Annotated in this window: 27 protein-coding genes; all 27 read left to right on the top strand. The window is 45.7% G+C overall.

Translation table 11 applies throughout. The features are described from left to right. Positions 1-90 precede the first annotated feature (90 nt). On the top strand, positions 91-738 hold the full coding sequence (fsa, locus tag H7J92_RS01940) for a fructose-6-phosphate aldolase (RefSeq protein WP_009766228.1): 648 nt from the start codon (positions 91-93) through the stop codon (positions 736-738). 267 nt (positions 739-1,005) lie between these two features. Next, positions 1,006-2,283: a UDP-N-acetylglucosamine 1-carboxyvinyltransferase gene (locus H7J92_RS01935; RefSeq protein WP_221835150.1), complete on the top strand. Its 1,278-nt coding sequence runs from the start codon at positions 1,006-1,008 to the stop codon at positions 2,281-2,283. Positions 2,284-2,424: 141 nt separating this feature from the next. Continuing rightward, positions 2,425-3,390 carry a class II fructose-bisphosphatase gene (gene glpX / locus H7J92_RS01930; protein ID WP_221835149.1) on the top strand — a complete coding sequence of 322 codons (966 nt, stop codon included), beginning with the start codon at positions 2,425-2,427 and terminating at the stop codon, positions 3,388-3,390. Positions 3,391-3,653: 263 nt separating this feature from the next. Beyond that, a complete protein-coding gene (gene rho, locus H7J92_RS01925) occupies positions 3,654-4,937 on the top strand; it encodes a transcription termination factor Rho (protein ID WP_009766225.1) in 1,284 nt (427 codons plus the stop codon). An 839-nt stretch (positions 4,938-5,776) separates the two neighbouring features. Next, the gene (rpmE, locus tag H7J92_RS01920; protein WP_009766224.1) at positions 5,777-5,992 is read left to right on the top strand and encodes a 50S ribosomal protein L31; all 216 of its coding nucleotides are present in this window, start codon (positions 5,777-5,779) and stop codon (positions 5,990-5,992) included. A gap of 231 nt (positions 5,993-6,223) precedes the next feature. Then, entirely contained in the window at positions 6,224-6,820 is a 597-nt protein-coding gene (locus tag H7J92_RS01915; RefSeq protein WP_009766223.1) for a thymidine kinase, read from the top strand. An 89-nt stretch (positions 6,821-6,909) separates the two neighbouring features. Beyond that, positions 6,910-7,986 carry a peptide chain release factor 1 gene (prfA, locus tag H7J92_RS01910; protein ID WP_221835147.1) on the top strand — a complete coding sequence of 359 codons (1,077 nt, stop codon included), beginning with the start codon at positions 6,910-6,912 and terminating at the stop codon, positions 7,984-7,986. Beyond that, positions 7,979-8,830 carry a peptide chain release factor N(5)-glutamine methyltransferase gene (gene prmC / locus H7J92_RS01905; RefSeq protein WP_221835146.1) on the top strand — a complete coding sequence of 284 codons (852 nt, stop codon included), beginning with the start codon at positions 7,979-7,981 and terminating at the stop codon, positions 8,828-8,830. The genes prfA and prmC overlap by 8 nt, the downstream gene beginning before the upstream one ends. 46 nt (positions 8,831-8,876) lie before the next feature. Then, positions 8,877-9,443 (top strand): stage II sporulation protein R, encoded by a 567-nt coding sequence (locus tag H7J92_RS01900; RefSeq protein ID WP_221835144.1) that lies wholly within the window; start codon positions 8,877-8,879, stop codon positions 9,441-9,443. Positions 9,444-9,503: 60 nt separating this feature from the next. Then, on the top strand, positions 9,504-10,535 hold the full coding sequence (locus H7J92_RS01895) for an L-threonylcarbamoyladenylate synthase (RefSeq protein ID WP_221835142.1): 1,032 nt from the start codon (positions 9,504-9,506) through the stop codon (positions 10,533-10,535). A gap of 72 nt (positions 10,536-10,607) precedes the next feature. Beyond that, positions 10,608-11,111, top strand: coding sequence for a manganese efflux pump (locus H7J92_RS01890; RefSeq protein ID WP_221835140.1), 504 nt, complete (start codon positions 10,608-10,610; stop codon positions 11,109-11,111). Between the two features lie 56 nt (positions 11,112-11,167). Then, positions 11,168-11,614: a low molecular weight protein arginine phosphatase gene (locus H7J92_RS01885; RefSeq protein ID WP_221835138.1), complete on the top strand. Its 447-nt coding sequence runs from the start codon at positions 11,168-11,170 to the stop codon at positions 11,612-11,614. Next, complete coding sequence (locus H7J92_RS01880) at positions 11,611-12,909, top strand: methyl-accepting chemotaxis protein (RefSeq protein WP_221835137.1); 1,299 nt, start codon at positions 11,611-11,613, stop codon at positions 12,907-12,909. The genes H7J92_RS01885 and H7J92_RS01880 overlap by 4 nt, the downstream gene beginning before the upstream one ends. Before the next feature lie 600 nt (positions 12,910-13,509). Beyond that, positions 13,510-13,950 (top strand): ribose 5-phosphate isomerase B, encoded by a 441-nt coding sequence (gene rpiB, locus H7J92_RS01875; RefSeq protein ID WP_009766213.1) that lies wholly within the window; start codon positions 13,510-13,512, stop codon positions 13,948-13,950. A gap of 18 nt (positions 13,951-13,968) precedes the next feature. Then, complete coding sequence (locus H7J92_RS01870) at positions 13,969-14,514, top strand: TIGR01440 family protein (protein WP_139365943.1); 546 nt, start codon at positions 13,969-13,971, stop codon at positions 14,512-14,514. A 55-nt stretch (positions 14,515-14,569) separates the two neighbouring features. Beyond that, complete coding sequence (gene glyA / locus H7J92_RS01865) at positions 14,570-15,823, top strand: serine hydroxymethyltransferase (protein ID WP_009766211.1); 1,254 nt, start codon at positions 14,570-14,572, stop codon at positions 15,821-15,823. A 286-nt stretch (positions 15,824-16,109) separates the two neighbouring features. Beyond that, a complete protein-coding gene (gene upp / locus H7J92_RS01860) occupies positions 16,110-16,739 on the top strand; it encodes a uracil phosphoribosyltransferase (RefSeq protein ID WP_040758508.1) in 630 nt (209 codons plus the stop codon). 15 nt (positions 16,740-16,754) lie between these two features. Further along, the gene (gene wecB, locus H7J92_RS01855; RefSeq protein ID WP_078817030.1) at positions 16,755-17,873 is read left to right on the top strand and encodes a non-hydrolyzing UDP-N-acetylglucosamine 2-epimerase; all 1,119 of its coding nucleotides are present in this window, start codon (positions 16,755-16,757) and stop codon (positions 17,871-17,873) included. 1,116 nt (positions 17,874-18,989) lie between these two features. Next, positions 18,990-19,358, top strand: a complete 369-nt coding sequence (locus H7J92_RS01850; protein ID WP_078817031.1) for an ATP synthase subunit I — start codon at positions 18,990-18,992, stop codon at positions 19,356-19,358. 32 nt (positions 19,359-19,390) lie between these two features. Continuing rightward, positions 19,391-20,101 (top strand): F0F1 ATP synthase subunit A, encoded by a 711-nt coding sequence (gene atpB, locus H7J92_RS01845; RefSeq protein ID WP_040758506.1) that lies wholly within the window; start codon positions 19,391-19,393, stop codon positions 20,099-20,101. A 60-nt stretch (positions 20,102-20,161) separates the two neighbouring features. Beyond that, positions 20,162-20,374 carry a F0F1 ATP synthase subunit C gene (gene atpE / locus H7J92_RS01840; protein WP_009766206.1) on the top strand — a complete coding sequence of 71 codons (213 nt, stop codon included), beginning with the start codon at positions 20,162-20,164 and terminating at the stop codon, positions 20,372-20,374. Between the two features lie 150 nt (positions 20,375-20,524). Beyond that, positions 20,525-21,076 carry a F0F1 ATP synthase subunit B gene (gene atpF / locus H7J92_RS01835; protein ID WP_139365944.1) on the top strand — a complete coding sequence of 184 codons (552 nt, stop codon included), beginning with the start codon at positions 20,525-20,527 and terminating at the stop codon, positions 21,074-21,076. Further along, entirely contained in the window at positions 21,073-21,609 is a 537-nt protein-coding gene (locus tag H7J92_RS01830; protein WP_078817032.1) for a F0F1 ATP synthase subunit delta, read from the top strand. The genes atpF and H7J92_RS01830 overlap by 4 nt, the downstream gene beginning before the upstream one ends. Before the next feature lie 24 nt (positions 21,610-21,633). After that, positions 21,634-23,145, top strand: a complete 1,512-nt coding sequence (gene atpA / locus H7J92_RS01825) for a F0F1 ATP synthase subunit alpha (protein WP_009766203.1) — start codon at positions 21,634-21,636, stop codon at positions 23,143-23,145. A 43-nt stretch (positions 23,146-23,188) separates the two neighbouring features. Continuing rightward, positions 23,189-24,046, top strand: a complete 858-nt coding sequence (gene atpG / locus H7J92_RS01820; RefSeq protein WP_009766202.1) for an ATP synthase F1 subunit gamma — start codon at positions 23,189-23,191, stop codon at positions 24,044-24,046. A 35-nt stretch (positions 24,047-24,081) separates the two neighbouring features. Beyond that, positions 24,082-25,497: a F0F1 ATP synthase subunit beta gene (atpD, locus tag H7J92_RS01815; RefSeq protein WP_009766201.1), complete on the top strand. Its 1,416-nt coding sequence runs from the start codon at positions 24,082-24,084 to the stop codon at positions 25,495-25,497. 24 nt (positions 25,498-25,521) lie between these two features. Continuing rightward, entirely contained in the window at positions 25,522-25,926 is a 405-nt protein-coding gene (locus H7J92_RS01810) for a F0F1 ATP synthase subunit epsilon (RefSeq protein WP_009766200.1), read from the top strand. Positions 25,927-25,935: the final 9 nt, after the last annotated feature.

The following is a 25,935-nucleotide window of genomic DNA, read 5'->3' as shown; positions in this document are numbered from 1 at the left end:
AACCGGATAGAAAAAAGGAGGAGCAAATTATGTCTCCTTCTTTTATATTTGAATTAAGACAAAAAACAAACTAGCAGGGGGATCATTCACTTGAAATTTTTCATAGATACCGCAAACTTTGATGAAATTAAAGAAGCACACAGCTGGGGCATTGTTTCCGGCGTGACGACCAACCCTTCACTTGTAGCAAAAGAAAATATTTCATTTCACGATCGCTTAAAAGAAATTACGGCTCTCGTACCAGGATCTGTCAGCGCGGAAGTCATTTCGCTCGACGCGGAAGGTATGATTGAAGAAGGACGTAAACTTGCAAGCATCGCAAAAAATATTACCGTGAAACTACCGATGACGCCTGAAGGATTGAAAGCTTGTTCAGTGTTCGCAGCGGAAGGCATTCAAACGAATGTCACGCTCGTCTTCAGTGCCAATCAAGCATTGCTTGCAGCGCGTGCAGGCGCAACATACGTCTCGCCTTTTATTGGGCGCTTGGATGATATTGGTCAAAACGGGGTCGAATTAATCGAAACCATCTCTGACATTTTCACAATCCACGATCTAGATACACAAATCATTGCAGCTTCAATCAGACACCCTCAGCATATTACCGCCGCCGCATTAGCAGGAGCTCATATCGCGACGACACCATTCAACGTGTTGAAGAGTTTATTCGCACATCCGTTAACAGCTAAAGGAATCGATCAATTTTTGAAAGACTGGGAAACTAGAACGAATAAGTGACGAAATCAATCATGCCGCGGTGTGATTGCGTCTGGATTTTGAATCGAGGCCTGCATGATGCAGGTCATGCAGTCTTTGCTGTACAATGTGGAGCAAAGACTGCGTTCCTATTTTATACTCCTTACAAAATCCATGACATCCGCCGGAGGCTTTTATTTGGATTCAGCGGGCCTTAGAACACCCGCTGAACTGAAAAAAACATTTGCATTCTTACCGCCACATATAGAAGTGTGGTAGACTGCTGAATTCAAATAAAAGGAGATCGAAATGGACGTTTACAAAATTAAAGGCGGAAATCGGCTTCAGGGGAAGGTGAGAGTAAGCGGTGCGAAAAACAGTGCGGTTGCTCTTATTCCCGCAGCCATTCTTGCTGACTCACCTGTAACGATTGCAGGTCTTCCGGAGATTTCAGATGTTATGACATTGCAAAAACTAGTGGAAGAGATTGGTGGAAATGTAGAAATAGAAGAAGGCAAGATAACGATCGATCCTTCAGAAATCGTTTCCATGCCACTTCCGAATGGCAACGTGAAAAAGCTTCGCGCTTCTTCTTACATGATGGGCGCGCTGCTCGGCAAGTTCAAGCATGCGGTGATTGGCTTGCCTGGAGGTTGTCACTTAGGACCTCGGCCGATTGACCAGCATATCAAAGGTTTTGAAGCACTTGGAGCAAAAGTCACGAATGAACATGGTGCCATTTATTTGCGGGCAGATGAATTGCGCGGTGCCAAAATTTATTTGGACGTAGTCAGTGTCGGTGCCACCATTAATATTATGTTGGCCGCTGTCATGGCAAAAGGAAAAACAGTTATCGAAAATGCTGCGAAAGAGCCTGAAATCATTGATGTAGCGACATTATTATCGAATATGGGCGCGAATATCAAAGGGGCCGGTACGAACGTCATTCGGATTGAAGGTGTGGAAAAACTTCATGGCACTAAGCACACAATCATCCCGGATCGGATCGAAACGGGTACTTATATGATTATGGCAGCGGCAATCGGAGACGGCATCACGATCGACAACGTCATACCGCTGCATGTTGAAGCAGTCACCGCCAAGCTTCGTGAAATGGGCGTCAAAGTAGAAGTCGGAGAAGAACAAATCTACATTCCGAAGACAGAGAAATTCGAGGCGGTTGACGTCAAAACACTCGTCTATCCAGGGTTTCCTACAGATCTCCAACAGCCGTTCTGTGTGCTATCAACACAAGCGGAAGGTTCATCAATCCTGACTGACACTATCTATCCGGCAAGGTTCAAACAAATAGATGAACTTCGCCGAATGAACGCAGATGGAAGAGTGGAAGGTCGCTCGGCAATTATTACCGGACCGACAGCAATGCAGGCTGCTACAGTACGCGCAACGGATCTGCGGGCTGGTGCAGCATTGATAATTGCGGGATTGATCGCCAGCGGAGAAACAGAAATCCAGGGAATTGAACATATCGAACGCGGCTATAGCCAAATTATTCCGAAGCTAAAAATGCTCGGTGCTGATATCAACAAAGTAGAAGGACTCAAAACAGCTTCTATTTCTGAGTGACGACAATTATCGATTTCGTGTATAATAGACTGCAACGACACATCCAGAGTAAAGTCATTTAAGTAATGATGGATGCGGACGTAGGCAAATGAAGGTAAAACGCGTCGAGCGCCTTACCGCAAACAGGAGGAACAAAACAGTATGGAACGTAGTTTATCGATGGAACTAGTACGTGTTACAGAAGCGGCAGCCGTTGCGGCAGCTCGCTGGATGGGACGCGGTTTGAAGAATGAAGCGGATGATGCAGCAACAGAAGCCATGCGGACGGTTTTCGACACAATTCCGATGGAAGGTGTTGTCGTTATTGGTGAAGGCGAAATGGATGAAGCGCCAATGCTCTATATCGGTGAAGAACTAGGAACGGGCCATGGACCGGCAGTGGATGTTGCGGTCGATCCTGTAGAAGGTACGAATATTGTCGCTGCTGGCGGCTGGAATGCGCTTGCGGTACTTGCTGTTGCAGATAAAGGAAACCTTTTGAATGCACCTGATATGTATATGGATAAAATTGCGGTGGGTCCTGAAGCAGTTGGCAAAATCGATATTGACGCGTCCGTTACAGATAACTTGAAAGCTGTAGCAAAAGCGAAAAATAAATCTGTTTCCGATATCGTTGCTTCTGTCTTAAATCGTGAACGTCATAAAGATATTATCGAAGAAATTCGCCATGCTGGCGCGCGTATCAAGTTGATTGAAGACGGCGATGTAGCAGGCGCTTTGAATACGGCTTTTGACGATACAGGCGTTGATATTTTATTCGGAAGAGGCGGGGCTCCTGAAGGTGTCATCGCAGCAGTCGGCTTAAAATGCTTAGGTGGAGAAATCCAAGGGCGTCTTGTTCCTTCCAATGACGAAGAAAGAGAACGTTGCATCAAGATGGGCATCGATGTAGATAAAGTCCTAAAAATGGATGACTTGGTTAAAGGAGACGACTGTATTTTCGCAGCGACTGGAGTAACAGACGGCGAATTGCTTGGCGGTGTACAGTTTAAAGGGACATACAGCCGAACACATTCGATTGTCATGCGCTCTAAATCAGGTACAATCCGCTTTGTCGAAGGTCGCCACAGCATGAAGAAAAAACCACTTCTCGTTATGCAAGACTAACTCCCTCATTACCCGGCGTCACAGCCGGGTCACTTTTTCCTGAAACTATAAAACCATAATGCACGTAATGAATTATGCCTTGGCATAATGGCGTTCGAATACTCTCTGAACAATAACGAACTCGCATTCATTTCACTATCTATTGAGATGGGAGTTTTCTGCTTAATTCAGATAAAAGGAAAGGAAGCGCACTAAGTATCTTCCTTTCTATTTCTCGCGTCGAAATTTTCTTATACTATAAATGAAGAGTGGTGTACGCATAGATGACAATGATTACCCTTGCAGACCTAGAGAATATGACGCTGAAAGAGCTATATGCACTAGCGAAGGAGTTTAAAATCACGAACTATGGCAAGCTGACAAAGAAAGAATTAATTTTCGCTATTTTGAAATCTCGTGCCGAGCAAGAAGGCTTCTTTTTCATGGAAGGTGTATTGGAGATTATCCAATCAGAAGGATACGGTTTCTTACGACCGATCAACTATTCTTCGAGCTCAGAGGATATATACATATCTGCCTCCCAAATCCGTCGCTTTGATTTGCGTAACGGCGATAAAGTAACAGGGAAAGTCCGTCCGCCAAAAGAGAATGAGCGATACTATGGCTTGCTGCAGGTTGAAGCAGTCAATGGACAAAATCCCGAAGTGGCACGTGAACGTGTTCATTTCCCAGCATTGACCCCATTGTATCCAGAACGCCAAATTCAATTAGAAACGACACAAAGTCGTATATCTACACGTATCATGGACCTCGTATCACCTGTAGGATTCGGCCAACGTGGATTGATCGTCGCACCGCCGAAAGCAGGGAAGACGATGCTGTTGAAAGAAATCGCCAACGCCATCACGACGAATCATCCGGAAGCTGAACTAATCGTCTTGCTGATCGATGAACGCCCTGAGGAAGTAACCGATATTGAGCGTTCTGTCAAAGCAGATGTTGTCAGCTCTACATTTGATGAAGTACCGGAAAACCATGTCAAAGTAGCTGAACTCGTATTGGAACGTGCAATGCGCTTAGTTGAACATAAACGTGATGTCATCATTTTAATGGACTCCATAACCCGACTGGCTCGTGCATTTAACTTAGTGATCCCGCCGAGCGGACGTACATTGTCCGGAGGGATTGATCCGGCCGCATTCCACCGTCCAAAACGATTCTTCGGTGCAGCACGTAACTTGGAAGAAGGCGGAAGCCTAACAATCCTGGCAACGGCCCTCATCGAAACGGGCTCCCGCATGGACGAAGTCATCTATGAAGAATTTAAAGGAACGGGCAACATGGAGCTTCATCTAGATCGAAGCCTGGCTGAACGCAGAATCTTCCCGGCACTCGACATCCGCCGTTCCGGAACACGGAAAGAGGAGCTGCTCATTCCGAAAGAAAAGTTAGAAAAACTATGGGCTATCCGAAAAACCTTCTCCGACGCTCCGGACTTTGCCGAACGTTTCCTGAAAAAACTTCGCCAATCCGAAAACAACGAAGAATTTTTCGAGAAATTAAATGAAGAAATGAAAGCCCATCGTAAGGGTAAGGGATTGATTTAAGTTAGCGAAGAGTGGTGATAGGAGGTGTGGTCCGTGGATTTGCGCTCTCAGTGGAGGCGAAGTAGTATGTACTCCGGGATTTACGCTCCAGACGGTACGCTTTCCGGAGGGCGTGGCTTGAGCCGCTTCCTCCGCTTCGCTCAGTCCAGGGTCTCAAGGCGCACGCTGATCCTCCCGGAGTCGACCGTCTTCCGCTCCAATCCATAGTTAGTGTGTAGAGACACATAGCAAGCTCCTTGTAGTTGTTTAGATCTGAGAAGAGTTCACACACTCAGAGTACAAAACTGGCATCTTTCATTGACTTAGTTTAAGGTCGTAAATGATTTTTTGGACAATTAGCCTGCGGGCAATATTATTTAGTATTAACTTTTAAACTTTGAGCATTATTGTAAGGATGCATCACTTTATTGCTAATAAATTACAATGAACTAGCCATTATACTTCTCATCAAAAAGTAGGGATTGGAGCGGCGGGTGGCGACTCCGGCGGGATTAGCGCGACAGGTGAGACCCCACAGGAGCGAAGCGACGAGGAGGCTCACCGCGCGCCCCGCGGAAAGCGTCCACCCAGAGCGCAAATCCCGGACATTCACTGATTAATCTTTTATTTTTAAGCATTTATTGGCGCCCTAAAGCCCAATAAAAACCCAAATCAAACAGTTGCGCCGAACACTCGATTTTGCTATACTGTTCAAGTACGGTATTCACCGTGCACTGCATATGCGGCTGACATATACGGGCCGTGTACGGCATCGATCCGTTTTATTGGCAATCGGTCAATAAAACACCCTATAATTCATACTCTGTTCCAGATGGTTCAGGGCGAGAGGAGAGAGACCGATGAAAGCAGGAATTCATCCAGATTACAAACTTGCAAAAGTTGCTTGCTCATGTGGCAATACATTCGAAACAGGTTCTGTAAAAGAGGATATTCGAGTAGAAGTTTGCTCAGAATGTCACCCATTCTACACTGGACGCCAAAAGTTTGCTGCAGCGGACGGCCGTGTCGACCGCTTCAACAAAAAATACGGCATCAAGTCAGAAGGACAAGAGTAATCAAATGCCAGATACCCGTCAGGTGCAGTCGTGCCAGACGGGTATTTTTATAAGTAAAAGCAGAGAACGATCATAAACAGTGGGTAAGCGCTCATACCAACGTTGCACGCGCTCATAACCCAGGCAAACGCGCTCAAAAGCAAGACCGGTGCGCTTGTAACTTGTGCTTACACGCTCATAACCCTAGCCAAAACACACCATACATAGCACGACACTGAAAGGAGATTGACCATGTACGTTTCAATGCAAGGCGGCTGGATGGAAGTCATCTGCGGCAGTATGTTTTCAGGTAAATCGGAGGAGCTCATTCGCCGGATTCGCCGGGCGGAATTCGCTAAACAGAAAATAGCGGTATTCAAGCCGGCAATCGATGATCGATACAGCGAGGAAGCTGTTGTCAGCCATGACGGCACATCGATGATCGCCAATCCTATAGCGAGAGCCAATGAAATTCCGAATCTCGTCACAGATGATTTCGATGTGGTCGCCATTGACGAAGCACAATTTTTTGATGAAGAAATTCTAGACGTCGCGATCAGTTTAGCCGATCGCGGTTTTCGCGTCATCATCGCCGGGCTCGACCAAGACTTCAGGGGCGAACCGTTCGGGCCAATGCCACGATTGATGGCAGTAGCAGAACTCGTCACAAAACTTCAGGCGGTCTGCACCGTTTGTGGATCTCCGTCAAGTCGGACGCAACGATTGATCGATGGAAATCCTGCCCGATACGATGATCCGATCATTCTCGTTGGCGCGTCGGAAGCCTACGAACCGCGATGCCGCCAACACCATGAAGTCCCAGTCGGTCAAGCGGAGCGCGCAAAATAAAGATAATTCACCGTCTATCCATATGCACGAAAGGATAGGCGGTTCTGCTATATCCTGAAAACCCATACTACAGAAGAGGTGAACGCATTATGTTCGACAGACTGCAAGCAGTAGAAGACCGATATGATCGACTCAATGAACTTCTGAGTGATCCAGAAATTGTGAATGACTTGGAAAAACTTCGAAACTACTCCAAAGAACAGTCCGATTTGCAGGAAACCGTTGAAGTGTACCGAGAATATAAAGAAGTCCAAGCACAATACAAAAATGCGAAAGATATGCTCGAAGAACCACTCGATGACGAAATGAAAGAACTTGTCAAAATGGAAATCGATGAACTGGAAGACCGAATCGAGCCGCTCGAGGAACAGTTGAAGATTTTGCTCGTTCCGAAAGATCCCAATGACAATAAAAGTGTCATTATGGAAATCCGAGGTGCGGCAGGCGGAGATGAAGCCGCTCTATTCGCAGGCAGCCTATACCGTATGTATACTCGCTTTGCTGAGATGAATCACTGGAAAGTGGAAGTGATCGACTCGTCACCAACAGAGCTTGGCGGCTTCAAGGAAATCATTTTCATGATTGACGGCAACGGTGCCTATTCAAAACTGAAGTACGAAAATGGAGCACACCGCGTACAGCGTGTACCGGAAACCGAATCAGGCGGTCGAATTCATACATCCACCGCCACGGTCGCTTGTTTGCCGGAAGCGGAAGAAGTAGAGATCGAAATCCATGACAAAGATGTCCGTACCGATACATTCGCTTCATCTGGACCCGGGGGACAGTCCGTCAACACGACAATGTCTGCAGTCCGGCTTACGCATTTGCCAACAGGCATCACGGTGTCATGTCAGGATGAAAAATCTCAAATTAAAAACAAAGAAAAAGCGATGAAAGTATTGCGTGCACGTGTCTACGATAAATTTATGCAAGAAGCGCGTGCAGAATACGATGAGAAACGTAAATCGGCGGTCGGATCAGGAGATCGCTCAGAGCGTATCCGGACATATAATTTCCCTCAAAACCGAATAACTGATCACCGAATCGGTTTGACGATCCAAAAGCTTGATCAGATCATCGAAGGGAAATTGGATGAAGTGATCGATGCGTTAATAATTGAAGAACAAGCACACCGCTTGGAAAGTTTGGATCAAAATGACTGAAACTATTCTAGAATCTGTACAGCGTGCGAAGCAACTATTGAATGCGAAAGAGCTGGATGTGAATGCAGCTGAGTTGGCGATGCAAGCTGTAACAGGCAAAAGTCGGGCGGGTTATTTTGCCGCACTCCGTGATCAATTACCGGAAGAATCTCGATCGCTATTTTGGGAGTATATTGAAGAGCTTTTAACAGGCAAACCAATTCAATATATTCTTGAAGAAGAATCATTTTACGGCTATTCCTTCGAAGTGAATGAACGTGTCCTGATCCCTCGGCCTGAAACAGAAGAATTGGTATTCCATGCATTGAGTCGTGCAAGGCGGCTGTTTGGAGACAAGGTGATTCAATTTGCAGATATCGGGACAGGAAGCGGGGCGATTGCTGTCGCGTTCAAAAAAGAACGACCCAATGCACAAGTGACCGCGACGGATGTTAGTGAAGAAGCGTTGCAAGTAGCCAAACGTAACGCGCAGCGCAATGACGTAGAAATAACGTTTCGGCAAGGTGACATGGAGGAGCCGCTCATGGGACAAACATGGGATGTCATTCTTTCCAACCCTCCTTATATCGCAGAACATGAAAAAAGCGATATGTCGGCGACGGTATTTGACTTCGAACCGTCTTCCGCTTTATTTGCCGAAGAGGATGGACTGTACTTTTATCGAAGACTAGCAGAACGGTTAGCTCCTTTGATGAATAAACGGGCGCTGATCGGATTTGAAATCGGTTATCAACAAGGTGAAATTGTGCAGCAATTCCTACAGAAAGCCTTCCCTGAAGCCAATGTAGACATCGTGCAAGATATTAATAAAAAAGATCGAATGATATTTTGTGAGATTCAGTGAATAAAACATCTTCCTTCGGGTCATGATAGATTCAGGAGGGGATGACATGTTACAAGATTACACGATTAAAAAACAACCGACAAAAACTTCAAAATTAATTGCTTCTATAGAATTTATACTCGTGCTGTTAGCGATTCAAGGGGTACTGTTATTATTCAATCAAGAGATACCAACAAGTGAAGTAGCTCAATTTCGTATTCTAGCAAACTCAAATACCGCTGAGGATCAACGGATAAAACAAGAAGTACAGAAAAAGATTGCACCACTACTCGATCAGGCGATCAGTCAGTCAACGACGCAACAACAGTTGCATGACAGGCTTCAACATTTGGGACCTACGATCGAACAACTTGCTGGAGAATATGCAAATGGTTCAGCTGTAACATTTGAACACAAAGCTGCACTTATTCCGCCGAAGAGAATTGGTTTTGCGATTCAGCAGCAGGACGTTTATGATGCCTATATTTTGAAAATCGGCAAAGGAAAAGGGGATAATTGGTGGTGTGCACTATTCCCAAAAGTCTGTTATCCAGAGGAAGCGACAGTAACTGAAACAGAAGAAGAGCCTGTTAAGTTCTTCGTCTGGGAGTGGATAAAATCATGGTTTTCGTAAAACTATTCACAGATTTTGTGGATAAATTGAATGAAATGTGTATAAGAGGGGGTTGGACAGATGGAAACAATACTAAACTCAGTGGATAACCTCGTGGATAACGAAAAAACATATGAACAAGCTGTGGATATCCTGAAATCAGGAGGTCTTGTTGCATTCCCTACTGAAACAGTATATGGATTGGGAGCTGTTGCTACGGACGAACAAGCTGTGCGGAAAATCTTTGAGGCGAAGGGAAGACCTGCTGATAATCCGCTCATCGTACATATCGGAAGAAAGTCAGACATGGAGCGCTTTGTTGCGGAAGTGCCTGAAGTAGCCGAACAATTAATAGAAGCTTTCTGGCCTGGTCCGTTGACATTGGTAATGGAGAAGAAGCCGGGAGTCATCGCGGAAACCGTCACGGCAGGCATGGTGACAGTGGCGATTCGTATGCCGGATCATCCTGTAGCACTGCAATTATTGAAAAAACTTGAACTTCCACTCGCTGCACCGAGTGCGAACCGCAGCGGTAAACCTAGTCCGACAGAGGCGGAGCACGTATACCACGATTTATTCGGTAGGATTCCACTCATTTTAGACGGTGGTGCGACAGGTATTGGTGTAGAATCCACAGTACTGGACATCACCGTCACACCACCCGTCATTTTGCGCCCGGGCGGCATTGTCAAAGAACAACTGGAAGCTTTGATCGGAACAGTTCATTTGGCGGCAAAATCAGAAGATGAAATAGAAACACCGCGTGCTCCTGGAATGAAATATACCCATTATGCACCGGAAGCGCCTTTATACGTCATCGAATCGGATGCTTCAAAACTAGAGGATGCACTCGACAGTATTCATCGTCAAGGTAAACGGGCTGCCGTCATCGGGCCAGACGAGTTGCACACGGCAAAAGCGGATTGGTACTTTACAACGGGTGCACTCGACAGCAGTGAAGCAATGGCTGCGCATCTGTACAAGGCGATTCGTCAATGTGACAACACCGAAGCGGACATCATCTTGGCGATCGAAACCGACCAAGCAGGTATAGGGGCAGCTGTCATGAATCGATTGGATAAAGCCTCCGACGGCAAACGATATTTCGAATAAAACAAAAGACGAATAGCCCCCTGAAGCAGACGCATAAGATGGATAGATGCGAACTGTAAGGGGGCTTACTCATTGATTGAAATCATAGCGGCCGTCGTTACGACGATCGATATCCTCATCGTCTACACAATTCTTCAATTGCGGCGCGGAAGATTCATGATCGCGCTATGGACTACCTTTTTGAATATGCTATTGCCGCTAATCGGGTTTTATATGGGCGAGTGGACCGTCCACTTCTTTGCAGGATGGGGTCCCCTACTATCGGGTGTCCTAATTGGACTAGTCGGTCTCCATATGTTACTTGATGACGGAGAACAGCCTTCAGTAATGGATAAAATCTCGCCTTTTTTCTTGGCATTGCTCGTCAGTATCGATGCCTTCACTGTCAGTGTGACATTTGGCATGATGCAGTTGAATAAGTGGCTATTCATTTTTGTGTCAGGTTTCTTTTCATTCGTCTTTTCTATTGTCGCATTGTTATCCACAGGGCGTATTAAATTGATCAATGGAACCTATATTAGACGCATTACTGGAATTGTTTTCATTATTATAGGTGTAATGTCCTTTATCTTTTAACAATTAGTGTTTCTTTTCTCTCATAAATCCGTTATTATTTATAGTAGGTGAGGAAAATGAATATTTATTTTATTTGCACAGGTAATACATGTAGAAGTCCTTTAGCGGAAGCTCTGTTGAATAATGAAAAGTTGCCGGGCGTCACGGCAAAATCTGCAGGCATCCACTCAATGGATGGACTGCCGATTTCCGTGAATTCCGCTCAATTGCTGAAGGAAGCCGGAATTCCGTACAGTGAATTTTCAAATGAACTCAAGTTCTCTGAAATGCAGTGGGCTGACCTCGTCCTGACAATGACAGTTGGCCACAGGGATTTCCTGCACAGCAGCTATCCCGAAATGAAGGAAAAGATTTTCACATTAAAGGAGTATGTAGGGGAGAAGAATGGTTTTGACGTCCATGATCCATATGGTGGCGACTTAGCGACATACCGTACAACGTTCATGGAACTAACAGAACTTATTAAAGCGGTAACCCGAAAGCTCTCGGAGGGAAATTTATGACGGAAACAAGAACAAGGAAAGTGGGTCTGCGAAAAAAGTTTGTCTATTTTATCGTCATTCTCGCAGTCATCACTTATTCAACGAGTGCGGTGTTCATTAATTGGGTACAACCGACATTCTTCCCCAATGTAAAGCCATTTGTATTTCAACTGATTACATATGCTCTTGGCGTTTTATGGTCAGGTATTTTGGCGGCATTATTCAGTGTAATTTTAACGAAACCATTGCAGCGATTGGAAACAGCTGCGATGAGAGTAGCAGATGGGAAGATTGGGCACGATATCGAACTGTCAAATTCATCTGATGAAATTCATTCAGTCGCGAAAGCATTCCGGCAAGTTGTCGTGAACTTGCGGAGCATCATCGAACAAATCGAATCAAACTTTCAAACGACCGTTCAATCAGTAGACGCGTTGACGAAAGAGACAAGCTCGGCATCCGGTCAATCGGACGCTATCGCGCGTACAATCGGAGAAATTTCCAATGGGGCAGAATCGACAGCGAGCGCAATCCAGGAAACGGTCGGAGCAATTGAAGATGTTCGTCAATTGGCTATGGAAGTCAACAGTCGGGCGGGACAGTCTTCAGAGCACTCCAAAGCGATGCTGCAAGAACTCCACACGACCACAGAGGTATTCCAATCGGTGCTGGCAGGCATCCATCAAATGACGGAACAGAGCGAACATTCATTGGAAACAATCCAAGTGCTGGATGAAAATGCACATAAAATTGGAGAAATCGTCGAACTTGTCGGTAACATCGCAGGACAAACGAACTTATTGGCGCTCAATGCATCTATCGAAGCGGCACGTGCAGGAGAACACGGAAAAGGCTTCGCTGTCGTGGCGGAAGAAGTACGTAACTTAGCCGACGAAAGCGCAAATGCTGTACAAATGATCTCAACACTTGTTCAAAGTATCCAAGCAGACGTCAAAAAAGTCGTTTCCGAAATGAAGCAACAAGTCGACACAGCTTCAGCCGAAGCAAAACGCGCAACGAAAACAAACGAAAACGTACAATCCATGACCGAAACAATCCACACGATGGCAGCCTCGGTCGTAGAAATCAGTGAAATCGTCAGTCAGCAAATGCAAAAAATCGAACTAACAGCCAAACAATCCATGGAAGTCGCCTCCATTGCAGAAGCTACTTCAGCGGGCGCAGAAGAAGTACGAGCCGCCACAGAGGAACAAGTGGCGTCCATAGAACAAACTGACGCCAAAGCGATGGAACTTAAAGTACAATCCGAAGAACTCTACAAAGTAATCCGCAAATTCGATCGCTCGGTTGATTGATGGATTAATAGGTGGACAGGCTACTATGAAGTCAGGAATTATTGACTATTCATAGGGGCCTGTTTTTTTATTCAGGGGGTATGCGAAACGGGTGGAAAGGTTCGGTGTCCGACTTGTTTGGTGCGGATGAGACAAGGATTGGTTCGGTGCAGTGCTGTTAACGTGCGGTCCAAAAGGTTTTTGGTTCGTTCTGGCAATGCTTTGGTGCGGTGCTGTGCAATTTTGGTTCATTACTCGGCTTCTCTTGTCTGGATGCAAAAGTTAAAGTATTGATGTAGCATTTACTTCATCACCTAGCTTTGTTTATAATATACGATTCCCTATTCAATGGGCTAAACTAGTTGATTGTAGCGGAAGCGGCTCACCCGCGTCCCGCGGAAAGCGTCCCATCTGTAGCGGAAATCAACGGTAGCAAACCCGTCACCCTAATTCGAAAACACACGGACGTTAATCGTCTTTAAGTTGATAAATATTCGTGTTTTTGACGAATCTCCCTAATTCAGACATGAAAACCTCAAAAATAATGCAGTAAAACCGATGATTTTTTTATTGAACAGTGGTAGAATAAGCGATAAGTAAAAATAGAAATGAGGGTGCGCAGTGAAAGTTGCAATTTCTTCAGACCATGGAGGCAACCAACTCCGAAATGAAATCACCAATCTATTGACCGAACTCGACATAGAATTTGTCGACTACGGACCAGATTCCGGCGCTTCCGTCGACTACCCGGACTACGCAGTACCAGTAGCCAACGACGTAGCAGCAGGAAAAGCCGACCGCGGAATCTTGATTTGCGGGACTGGCATCGGCATGTCGATTGCAGCGAACAAAGTAAAAGGCATCCGCTGTGCACTCGTACATGACGTCTTTAGTGCAAAAGCAACACGAGAACATAACGACTCCAACATTCTTGCGATGGGCGAGCGTGTCATCGGACCTGGTCTTGCGCGCGAAATCGTCAGCACTTGGCTTGGAACTGAATTCGAAGGCGGTCGTCATGAACGCCGTATTGATAAAATGATGGACTTGGAAAAGCAATAATGAAAGTGGGTGGAACATGTGGATGCGATTGAATTATGGAAACTGCAACTCGAACAGGCATTGACTGAGTTTGCGGAACAAGCGCCACCTGCAGCTAATACGATTTTCGTCGTTGGCTGCTCCACGTCTGAGGTAGCAGGTGCGCGGATCGGTACGAACGGCGCGCTGGAGATTGGTGAAGCATTATTCGCACCGCTTCGGAAATTTGCAGACCAGCATCAGATTCATTTAGCATTTCAAGGATGCGAGCATATTAATCGCGCTGTCACAATTGAACGCAAGACAGCCCAACAGTTTCAATTGGAACCTGTTTCTGTCATACCGGTCGTCAATGCGGGCGGCTCCATGTCTGCGTACGTCTATCAGCAATTCAAAGATCCGGTAGTAGTGGAGTCCGTACAGGCAAACGCCGGTATTGACATCGGCCAAACCTTGATAGGCATGCAATTGAAACCTGTCGTCGTGCCGATTCGCACATCCATTAAACAAGTCGGTGAAGCAATCATCACACTGGCCACGACACGACCGAAATTGATCGGCGGAAGTCGTGCGCAATACGAATGAAATGTGTACAATACAAGATAGCATACAAAACATCAGAAAAAGGGGATACTAACCAATGGACTTAAGCAATGTACAACGCGATGACTCGGCTGTTTTTGAAGCGATCATGGCTGAAAAGAACCGTCAAAATTCCAACATCGAACTAATCGCATCAGAAAACTTCGTTACACAGGCAGTCATGGAAGCACAAGGATCATATTTGACGAATAAATATGCAGAAGGCTATCCGGGACGCCGTTATTACGGTGGCTGTGAACATGTCGACGTTGTGGAAAATATCGCACGCGACCGCCTGAAAGAATTATTCGGTGCAGCCTATGCAAACGTGCAGCCTCACTCAGGTGCACAAGCAAATATGGCAGTCTACTTTACAGCACTAGAGCCGGGCGATACAGTGCTTGGAATGAACTTATCCCATGGCGGTCACTTGACGCACGGTTCACCTGTAAACTTCTCTGGTATTCTATACAACTTCGTAGAATACGGTGTAAGTAAAGAAGACGAAAAAATTGACTATGAAGACGTTCGTCAAAAAGCGCTTGAGCATAAACCGAAAATGATCGTAGCCGGTGCGAGTGCGTATCCGCAGGAAATCGACTTCGCAAAATTCCGTGAAATCGCGGATGAAGTCGGCGCATATTTGATGGTCGATATGGCGCATATCGCAGGCCTTGTTGCAGTAGGCGAGCACCCGAATCCAGTGCCACACGCACATTTCGTAACGTCTACAACGCATAAAACATTGCGTGGACCACGTGGCGGTTTGATTTTATTGAACGAAGAATTCGGGGAAGAATTTGGCCGCAAAATCGACAAAACGGTATTCCCTGGCGTTCAAGGCGGTCCATTGATGCACGTTATCGCTGCAAAAGCTGTTGCATTCAAAGAGGCGCTGGAGCCGGAATTCAAAACATACATCCAACAAGTGAAGAAAAATGCGAAGGCATTGGCAGAGCAATTTAACAAGGAAGGTATTGATGTAGTTTCAGGCGGCACGGACAATCACATCGTACTTGTGAAGTTGAAATCACTTGGTTTAACAGGAAAAGTTGCTGAGCATGTATTGGACGAAGTTGGCATTACAGTGAATAAAAACACAGTGCCTTTCGATACAGAAGGACCATTCGTCACTTCAGGTATCCGCATCGGTACGCCTGCTGTCACAACACGTGGATTCAAAGAGGAAGACATGCAAGAAGTCGGCCGCATCATTGCGAATCTATTGAAAAACCACGAAGATGAAACTGCAAAAGCCGAAGCACGCAAAGCAGTAACAGCTCTTACAGATCAACATCCTTTATACGCATAAAAATCAAGCGTCTGACCATTGTGTCAGGCGCTTTTTGGAGTGTAAAATGTCTATGTATGATCGCGGATGAGGTGTTTATGATCACTTAGGCGGTGTGTATGAGCGAGAGTCGGGATTTTATGATCGAGAATCGATAGTTTATGAGCGGCAATACGTCTTATACGAGCACGTGAAAGATTTTATGAGCACGCTGCAAAAGTCTGAATCTAAAAACATCTGACATATCTGCGCCTATCGCATGATTTCTGTTATAATGTACAAGATATTCCGAAAAGGAGCGAAACCAATGGCAAAAGTACATGTATTTGATCACCCATTAATTCAGCACAAACTGACGTTTATTCGAAAAGCAGATACAGGCACGAAAGAATTCCGTGAATTAGTCGATGAAGTATCGACGCTAATGGCATTCGAGATCACACGTGAGCTGCCGCTTACAGAAATCAACATCCAAACGCCGGTATGCGAAGCAACTTCCAAAGTATTGGCAGGTAAGAAATTAGGAGTCGTTCCAATCCTGCGTGCAGGAATCGGAATGGTAGAAGGGATCTTGAAATTAATTCCGGCTGCTAAGGTAGGACATGTTGGTCTTTATCGGGACCCAGAGACGCTAAAACCAGTGGAGTACTATGTGAAATTGCCTTCTGACGTATCAGAACGCGAATTCATCGTAGTGGACCCGATGCTCGCAACAGGCGGCACAGCGATTGAAGCGATCAATTCATTGAAAAAGCGCGGTGCGGTTAATATTAAGTTCATGTGTTTGGTCGCGGCTCCTGAAGGCGTCGAATTACTGACTAAAGAGCACCCTGACGTTGATGTCTATATCGCGGCTTTGGATGAAAAGTTGAACGATAAAGGGTATATCGTGCCTGGACTTGGTGACGCAGGTGACCGTTTATTCGGCACGAAATAATGGAGGGAACATTCATTGACTAAAAAGTGGAAAGTGATGACGATTTTCGGCACAAGACCGGAAGCGATTAAAATGGCGCCGCTAGTTCTAGAACTAGAAAAGTATCCCGATCAAATCGAATCCATCGTTACTGTCACTGCCCAGCATCGGCAAATGCTCGATCAGGTGCTGGAAACATTCAAAATCAAGCCGAATTATGATTTGAATATTATGAAGGACCGGCAAACTCTAATCGACGTGGCGACACGTGGTTTAGAAGGTCTCGACAAAATTATGAAAGAATCCAAGCCCGATATCGTGCTCGTTCACGGAGACACGGCGACGACATTCATCGGCAGTTTGGCTGCATTTTACAATCAAATCGCTGTTGGTCACGTTGAAGCGGGATTGCGTACGTGGAATAAATATTCTCCATATCCGGAAGAAATGAACCGCCAATTGACAGGCGTCATCGCCGACTTACATTTCGCACCGACTGAAAAATCAGCACAAAACTTGCTGAATGAAGGCAAAAATGAAGAACGCATTTTCATCACAGGCAACACAGCGATCGATGCACTTCAGACAACGGTCGATCCGGATTATCATCATCCGATTTTCGATCGACTCGGCGACGACCGTTTGATCTTGCTGACAGCACATCGCCGGGAAAACCTCGGAGAACCGATGCGCAACATGTTCCGCGCGATTAACCGTCTGCTCGACAAGTATGATGACATTCAAGTGATCTATCCTGTGCATATGAACCCGGCCGTGCGTGAAGTGGCGGATGAACTGCTGGGGAACAACGAACGGGTGCACTTGATTGAGCCGCTAGAAGTGCTGGATTTCCACAACTTTGCTGCGCGTTCGCATATCATTCTTACGGACTCCGGCGGTATTCAAGAAGAAGCACCTTCCCTCGGAAAACCGGTCATCGTCCTGCGAGACACGACCGAACGCCCAGAAGGCATCGAAGCAGGAACGTTACGCTTGGCTGGAACAGATGAAGAAACCATCTTCGAGCTAACCGACACGCTCTTATCAGACCATGCCGAGTACGAAGCAATGTCTAAAGCCTACAATCCATACGGCGACGGCCACGCATCCGAACGCATCGTCGAATCTTTATTGAAATATTTATCTTCATTATAAGAAACATAAACCCAGCAGAAGGAGAATCTTTTGCTGGGTTTTTCGTAAAAGGGGAAAGGAGACTTGGGGTTGTGGTCCGGGATTTGCGCTCCAGACGGTACGCTTTCCGGAGGGCGTGGCCTTGAGCCTCTCCTCGTTCGCTACGCTTCCTGCGGGGTCTCAAGACGCACGCTAATCCCCCAGGAAAAGCCGTCACGAAGAACGGCTTTTGCGACTAAAAGCGAAGCGTTAGGAGCACATTTTTGCCTTTCGACCGTCTTCCGCTCCAATCCTTAGTTCGCTTGCAGAATCATATAGCGTACTTTTTATAGTTATTTAAAATCTGAGAAGACTAGCCATTGTCAGAGTACAAAACGGGCATCTCCCTTTGACTAAATTCAAGTGCATTAAACGAACTCACGGACAATAAGCCTTTAGGCAATGCTATTTATCATTCGCTTTTGAACTTTGGTCACTATCTTAAGGAAGCATCACTTTATTGCTTAAAAATTACAGTGAACTAACCATTATACTTCCTGTTTAAAAGTAGGGATTGGAGCGGCGGGTGGCGACTCCGGCGGGATTAGCGCGACAGGTGAGACCCTGGACTGAGCGAAGCGAAGGAAGCGGCTCACCGCGCGCCCCGCGGAAAGCGTCCACCCAGAGCGCAAATCCCCGGACCGCCTAGCTAAGTCACCAACCCTCTTTCAACCAAGCAAAAAAAGCAACAAAAACTTTATAAACAAATATGTCGAATGTTTGACAATGCGAACACTTTGTGAATAATTTATCTTGAATCAATTGACATAAAAAAACCCCTATTGTATGCTAACAAAGGGTAAGATTGATAAGGAACTCATACATATCTTAGGTAAAGAAATGATGTTTTCGAGCTTTCTAGTCTTTCCACCATGAACGCCTGCTAGCCTCTTTGACTGCGTTATGCAAAGCAACGCTACCTGGTGAACAAAAAGGCGTTTCACTTACAATTTCCAGATTCCAATGCAAGGAATCTATGTCGTAAAAGAATGATGGAAACGACAAAGTCTAATCACGTTCGACACTTGTCGAAAAAACTACTGAGCACTTCACCAAAACCACTTGGAATCCAAATACGAAATAGGAGAATCACCGACAATGCAAAGTATGCAGGAAATTTTCAATCGGCAAAAGAAGAGCTTCTTTTTTTTGCTTGCATTGTTTGGGCTCGGCTGGTTCTTTTTGGACTACCGGACAATCTTCGCGGGACTCATCTTAGGTTCATCTTTCGGAATGTACAACTTTTGGATTTTGGTGCGGCGGATGGAACGATTTGATCGGGCCATTACCGAAGAAAAGCGTGCGAAGTCATTAGGGATGGGCTTACGTTTTGCATCAGGTGTAGCGGCGGCAGCCATTGCACTTTCTCTGCCGGAAGAGTTTGATTTGATCAGCACGGTAATCGGGTTAATGGTACCTTATGTATTGCTGTTCACTGATCGTCTGCTGTTCCATGGGAAGCATTGACACTTTACTAGCAAGGGGAGGTGAACAAAAACGTGAATCATGAAAATCCACAGTTTGTTTTATTCGGAATTGGGTTTAACCCTTCGAATATATTGATGCTGTTTGTGACGTGTCTGGTCGTTTTCTTGATTGCAGTAGCATCCACTCGGCGGCTTCAAATGAAACCAACGGGCATGCAAAACTTCATGGAATGGGTCATGGACTTTGTCAAAGGCATCATTAAAAATAACATGGACTGGAAAACGGGAGGACGCTTCCACGTACTAGGGATCACCTTAATCATGTTTGTCTTCGTGGCGAATATGCTCGGATTGCCATTCGCAATCGTCTGGGACGATCAACTTTGGTGGAAATCTCCGACAGCCGATCCAGTTATCACGTTAACCCTCGCTTCTACAGTTGTTGCGTTAACGCATTTCTATGGCGTCAGACAGCTTGGACTTGGTGGGTATCTTAAAACATACGTCCAGCCGATTCCTTTCTTGGCACCACTGAAAATCATTGAGGAATTCGCAAATACGTTGACACTCGGTCTTCGTCTTTACGGTAACATCTTTGCAGGTGAGATCTTGATCGGTCTTCTTGCGACACTCGGTGCAGGAAGCGTCTTCGGTTTAGTCGGAGCTGTGATCCCGGCACTTGCATGGCTAGGTTTCTCCGTGTTCATCGGAGCGATCCAAGCATTTATCTTTGTTATGTTAACGATGGTCTATATGGCTCACAAAGTCAGCACGGACCACTAAACATAGAAATACCCTATTTAGGGAAACCAAAACTATACAAATATTAGGAGGAAATACACTATGGGTTTATTGGCAGCAGCACTAGCAGTTGGTCTAGGTGCACTTGGCGCAGGTATCGGTAACGGTTTGATCGTTTCTAAGACAGTTGAAGGGATCGCTCGTCAACCAGAAGCACGCGGCGTTCTTCAAACAACAATGTTCATCGGGGTTGCATTGGTTGAGGCACTTCCAATCATCGCAACAGTTATCGCGTTTATCGTAATGAACAAATAATTTTCGAATTATATGGCGAAGCACGTAGTATAGGTCTTCGCCATTGCTTTATGTGGATAAATAGTTGAAACATCTGAACATAGAATAATTTTGCCAATCAGGCAGAAGACTGAAACGAAAGAGTCATGAGCTCTTGAAGGGAGTGAAACAATCGTGTTGGATACCTTCGTCCTCTTATCAGCAAACGCTGACGCAGGATTTTTAGCAAGTTTGAACCAGCGACTCAATTTAGGTGACATCATCGTCACTGTCGTATTTTTCACGATTCTCATGGTACTTCTCAAGAAGTTCGCATGGGGTCCGTTAATGGGCATAATGGATCAACGGGCGCAATTAATCGCTACGGAGATCGAACAAGCCGAAAAAAGCCGTCAAGAATCTGCAAAGCTTCTTGAAGAGCAACGTGCTCTATTGAAAGAAGCACGCGACAATGCACAATCTATCGTCGAAAACGCTAAGAAACAAGGTGATACTCAACGTGAAGAGCTGATTACGGCTGCACGCGCTGAAGTAAGCCGAATGAAAGAAGCTGCTACTCTCGAAATCGCTACAGAAAAAGAGAAAGCAGTGGCTGCAGTTCGCGAAGAATTCGTATCTCTATCTATTTTGGCTGCGTCTAAAGTTCTTGGAAAAGAAATTTCCGAAGACGATAACCGCGCATTGATCGAAGAAACGATTGTGAAGGCAGGCGAAGGGCGATGAGCCAATCGGTAATCGCAAAACGTTATGCCGTTGCATTGTTTGATGCTGCACAGGAAAAACAACAAGCTCTTGCTGTGCAAACAGATTTAAAAGAGCTGAAGAAGATTTTTGAAGGGGAAAAGGAATTGAGTGAGATGCTAATTTCTCCAAAATTCTCGATCCAAAAGAAGAAACAATTAATTGGGCAATTTTTCAGTGAAGCAAATCCGCTCGTATTGAACACACTATATGTTCTAATCGACGCGGGGCGTATTGGAGAAGTACTGAACGTTATCGAAGATTACCAGGACATTGCAAATGAAGCATCCGGTGTCGCCGAAGCAAAAGTATACTCTACACGTCAATTGACGGTTGAAGAGAGCAATGCGATTTCCACTGCCTTTGCACATAAGGTCGGGAAGCAATCATTGCATATCGAAAACTTGATTGACCCAAGCCTAATCGGAGGCATCCGCCTTCAGATCGGCAACCAAATTTATGACAGCAGCATCAGCGCAAAGCTGGCGCGTCTTGAACGTCAATTAATCAATTAATTTGAATTAAGAGGGGTGACATACATGGGCATCAAAGCTGAGGAAATTAGCGGTCTGATTAAACAGCAGATCGAAAATTATCAGTCTGAAATGGAAGTAAGTGAAGTAGGTACTGTAATCCGTGTAGGTGACGGTATCGCACTTGCTCATGGCCTCGACAATGTCATGGCGGGAGAGCTTCTTGAGTTCTCTACCGGCGTAATGGGTCTGGCACAAAACTTGGAAGCGAACAACGTAGGTATCGTTATCCTCGGGCCATACACAGACATTAAAGAAGGCGATGAAGTACGTCGCACAGGACGTATTATGGAAGTACCAGTCGGAGAAGAATTGATCGGCCGTGTCGTCAATTCACTTGGACAACCAGTTGACGGACTAGGTCCTATCAACACAACAAAAACACGCCCTATCGAAAGCCCTGCACAAGGGGTTATGGCGCGTAAATCTGTTCATGAACCGTTACAAACAGGAATCAAAGCGATCGATGCGCTTGTTCCGATCGGCCGTGGACAGCGTGAATTGATCATCGGTGACCGTCAAACAGGTAAAACAACTGTTGCGATCGATGCGATTCTAAACCAAGCAGACCAAGACATGATCTGTATTTATGTAGCGATTGGACAAAAAGAATCCACTGTTCGTGGCGTAGTAGAAACATTGCGTAAAAACGGTGCTCTTGACTACACAATCGTTGTAACAGCATCTGCATCAAGCCCGGCGCCAATGCTTTATTTGGCACCATATACAGGTATTTCAATGGCAGAAGAATTCATGTTCGCAGGCAAGCACGTACTGATTGTTTATGATGACCTATCTAAACAAGCAGCAGCTTACCGTGAACTTTCCTTGCTACTTCGTCGTCCTCCAGGTCGTGAAGCTTATCCAGGGGATGTCTTCTACCTACACAGCCGCCTGTTAGAGCGTGCTGCGAAATTGAACGACTCTTTAGGAGCAGGTTCAATCACTGCACTACCATTCGTTGAAACTCAAGCAGGAGATATCTCTGCTTATATTCCAACAAACGTAATTTCCATCACGGACGGACAAATCTTCCTTCAATCCGACCTCTTCTTCTCAGGCGTACGCCCTGCAATCAACGCAGGTCTTTCCGTATCCCGAGTTGGTGGTTCGGCGCAAATTAAAGCGATGAAGAAAGTTGCCGGTACACTTCGTTTGGATCTTGCTGCATTCCGTGAGTTAGAAGCATTCTCACAATTCGGTTCGGATCTTGATCCGTCTACAAGAGCGAAACTGGACCGCGGTCAGCGTACAGTTGAAATCTTGAAGCAGGACTTGAACAAACCATTGAAAGTCGAATACCAAGTTATCAGTCTATATGCACTGACACGCGGTTACCTCGACGATATTCCAGTAAAAGACGTACTGCGTTTTGAAAGTGAAATCACTAGCTGGTTAGAATCAAACCACACGGAAGTTTACGATCACATCCGTACAACAAAAGATCTTCCAGCGGACGACGTAATGAGCGCAGCGTTCAACGAATTCAAGAAAAACTTTGTGACTTCTGAAGCGTAATTTTTCTCTTGATGGATCTTAAAATAAAGGTGGTGAATAGCCAGTGGCGTCCTTACGCGAAATAGAAAGCCGTATTGCTTCAACGAAAAAGACGAGTCAAATCACGAAAGCGATGCAAATGGTCTCTGCTTCCAAACTGAACCGTGCTGAAATGAACGCTAAGAAATTCGTTCCCTACATGGACAAAGTGGAAGAAGTGGTCGGTGCCATTGCATCCGTAACGAAAGATTCCGGGCATCCTCTTTTAACTGCACGTCCCGTTAAGAAAACTGCGTACATCGTAGTGACTTCTGACCGTGGACTCGTAGGTGGATACAACGCGCACATTTTCCGTGCCGTAACCCGCGCAATCGAACAACGCCACAAGTCAAAAGACGAAGTGGTCATTATCGCGATTGGTCGAAAAGGCTATGAATTCTTCAGTCGTCTTGGATTCAAGATTGAAGAAAGTCTGATCGGGCTTTCGGATCACCCTCGTTTTGAAGAAGTAAAAGATATCGCGAATCGGGCTGTTGGCATGTTCACAGAAGGCGTTTATGATGAAGTGTATTTATACTACAACCACTTCATCTCCGCCATCTCCAACGAAGCAACTGAACGTAAATTGCTTCCACTCACAGATATTTCATCCGTATCTGCAACTTCATCTTATGAGTTCGAGCCTTCTGCTGAAGCGATACTCGAAACCCTTCTCCCGCAATACACGGAGAGCCTCATTTATGGAGCAGTACTGGATGGAAAAGCGAGCGAACATGCTTCCAGTATGACAGCGATGAAGACGGCGACAGACAATGCGTCTGAACTAATCGATTCGTTAACATTACAATTTAACCGTGCACGTCAAGCAGCGATCACTCAAGAAATCACAGAAATCGTAGCCGGCGTAGCAGCACTTGAATAAAAGATTTGAAGGAAAGTAAGACAGGAGGGAAAAGCATGAGTAATGGACATATTCTTCAGGTTATGGGTCCGGTTGTTGACGTTAAATTCGAAGACGGTCAGCTTCCTGCAATCTATAACGCATTGAAGGTAAATATCGACCGCGGAAACGGCGAGGTCGAAGTGTTGACTCTAGAGGTGGCACTACACCTTGGTGACGACGCGGTTCGTACGATTGCAATGTCCTCGACAGATGGTCTGAAACGTGGTACTCCAGTAGAAGATACAGGCGCACCTATTTCTGTTCCAGTCGGAGACGTTACACTCGGACGTGTATTTAACGTACTAGGCGAGGAAATCGACCTAGCTGAGCCAGTTCCAGCTGATGCACAACGTGATCCAATTCACCGTTCTGCACCTACATTCGAACACCTTTCCACAGAGGTTGAGATTCTGGAAACTGGAATTAAAGTAGTTGACTTGCTTGCGCCATACATCAAGGGTGGTAAAATCGGACTCTTCGGTGGTGCGGGAGTAGGTAAAACAGTTCTAATCCAAGAATTGATCAACAACATCGCACAAGAACACGGTGGTATTTCCGTATTCGCAGGTGTTGGAGAACGTACTCGTGAAGGTAATGACTTATTCTTCGAAATGACAGACTCAGGCGTTATCAAGAAAACGGCAATGGTCTTCGGTCAAATGAACGAGCCACCTGGTGCGCGTATGCGTGTTGCACTTTCGGGCTTGACAATGGCTGAACACTTCCGTGATGAGCAAGGACAAGACGTTCTATTGTTCATCGATAACATTTTCCGCTTTACACAAGCAGGTTCTGAAGTTTCTGCCCTTCTTGGACGTATGCCTTCTGCGGTTGGTTACCAGCCGACATTGGCTACAGAAATGGGTCAGTTACAAGAACGAATCACTTCTACAAATAAAGGTTCCGTTACATCGATCCAAGCGATCTATGTACCAGCGGATGACTATACGGATCCAGCTCCGGCAACAACATTCGCTCACTTGGATGCGACAACGAACTTGGAGCGTAAGCTTTCTGAGATGGGTATCTACCCAGCAGTAGATCCGCTTGCTTCATCTTCTCGCGCATTGAGTGCTGAGATTGTTGGAGAAGAGCACTACCGTGTAGCACGTGAAGTTCAGACGACGCTTCAGCGATACCGTGAATTGCAAGACATCATTGCAATCCTAGGTATGGATGAGTTGGATGAAGACGACAAGCAGGTTGTTGACCGCGCGCGTCGTATCCAGTTCTTCTTGTCTCAAAACTTCCACGTAGCTGAACAGTTTACAGGACAAAAAGGTTCTTACGTTCCAGTTGCTGAAACAATTAAAGGCTTCGGAGAAATTTTGGAAGGTAAGTATGACCACTTGCCGGAAGATGCATTCCGTTTGGTCGGACGCATCGAAGAAGTTATCGAAAAAGCAAAAGGCATGGGCGTAGAAGTCTAAGAATAGGGACCAGGAGGGGAAAAAATGAGTAAAATCAAAGTGAATATCGTCACTCCCGACGGCCCTGTTTGTGAAATGGATGCGAACATGGTGATTGCAGTTACCGAAGCTGGTGAGATCGGGGTTCTTCCCGGCCACATCGCAATGGTAGCACCACTTCAAATTGGTGCACTTCGCCTTAAAACAGACGGCAAGACAGAAACCGTCGCAGTCCACGGAGGTTTCATCGAGGTCCGTCCTGAAGTGGTTACTGTATTGGCGCAGAGTGCTGAAATGGCTAAGTCCATTGATATTGCACGCGCAAAGAGAGCAGCCGAAAAAGCAGAAGCGGACTTGAAAGCAAAAACAGATAGTCTTGATCTGCGTCTAGCTGAACTTGATTTGAAGCGTGCCATCAACCGTATGCAAGTGTATGAGCAACGTGTATAAATAGAAGTA

This window comes from Sporosarcina aquimarina (assembly GCF_019748715.1).
GTDB lineage: Bacteria > Bacillota > Bacilli > Bacillales_A > Planococcaceae > Sporosarcina > Sporosarcina newyorkensis.
This window is presented reverse-complemented; position numbering and strand designations above follow the sequence as displayed.

Excerpts from the sequence above, each read along its gene's own strand:
- H7J92_RS01915 (WP_009766223.1), top strand. The coding sequence starts at position 6,224 with ATGTACGTTTCAATGCAAGGCGGCTGGATGGAAGTCATCTGCGGCAGT.
- glpX (WP_221835149.1), top strand. The coding sequence starts at position 2,425 with ATGGAACGTAGTTTATCGATGGAACTAGTACGTGTTACAGAAGCGGCA.
- atpA (WP_009766203.1), top strand. The coding sequence starts at position 21,634 with ATGGGCATCAAAGCTGAGGAAATTAGCGGTCTGATTAAACAGCAGATC.
- H7J92_RS01885 (WP_221835138.1), top strand. The coding sequence starts at position 11,168 with ATGAATATTTATTTTATTTGCACAGGTAATACATGTAGAAGTCCTTTA.
- H7J92_RS01830 (WP_078817032.1), top strand. The coding sequence starts at position 21,073 with ATGAGCCAATCGGTAATCGCAAAACGTTATGCCGTTGCATTGTTTGAT.
- atpE (WP_009766206.1), top strand. The coding sequence starts at position 20,162 with ATGGGTTTATTGGCAGCAGCACTAGCAGTTGGTCTAGGTGCACTTGGC.
- H7J92_RS01810 (WP_009766200.1), top strand. The coding sequence starts at position 25,522 with ATGAGTAAAATCAAAGTGAATATCGTCACTCCCGACGGCCCTGTTTGT.
- atpD (WP_009766201.1), top strand. The coding sequence starts at position 24,082 with ATGAGTAATGGACATATTCTTCAGGTTATGGGTCCGGTTGTTGACGTT.
- glyA (WP_009766211.1), top strand. The coding sequence starts at position 14,570 with ATGGACTTAAGCAATGTACAACGCGATGACTCGGCTGTTTTTGAAGCG.
- H7J92_RS01850 (WP_078817031.1), top strand. The coding sequence starts at position 18,990 with ATGCAAAGTATGCAGGAAATTTTCAATCGGCAAAAGAAGAGCTTCTTT.
- H7J92_RS01880 (WP_221835137.1), top strand. The coding sequence starts at position 11,611 with ATGACGGAAACAAGAACAAGGAAAGTGGGTCTGCGAAAAAAGTTTGTC.
- H7J92_RS01900 (WP_221835144.1), top strand. The coding sequence starts at position 8,877 with ATGTTACAAGATTACACGATTAAAAAACAACCGACAAAAACTTCAAAA.
- H7J92_RS01935 (WP_221835150.1), top strand. The coding sequence starts at position 1,006 with ATGGACGTTTACAAAATTAAAGGCGGAAATCGGCTTCAGGGGAAGGTG.
- rpmE (WP_009766224.1), top strand. The coding sequence starts at position 5,777 with ATGAAAGCAGGAATTCATCCAGATTACAAACTTGCAAAAGTTGCTTGC.
- rho (WP_009766225.1), top strand. The coding sequence starts at position 3,654 with ATGACAATGATTACCCTTGCAGACCTAGAGAATATGACGCTGAAAGAG.
- upp (WP_040758508.1), top strand. The coding sequence starts at position 16,110 with ATGGCAAAAGTACATGTATTTGATCACCCATTAATTCAGCACAAACTG.
- prfA (WP_221835147.1), top strand. The coding sequence starts at position 6,910 with ATGTTCGACAGACTGCAAGCAGTAGAAGACCGATATGATCGACTCAAT.
- H7J92_RS01895 (WP_221835142.1), top strand. The coding sequence starts at position 9,504 with ATGGAAACAATACTAAACTCAGTGGATAACCTCGTGGATAACGAAAAA.
- prmC (WP_221835146.1), top strand. The coding sequence starts at position 7,979 with ATGACTGAAACTATTCTAGAATCTGTACAGCGTGCGAAGCAACTATTG.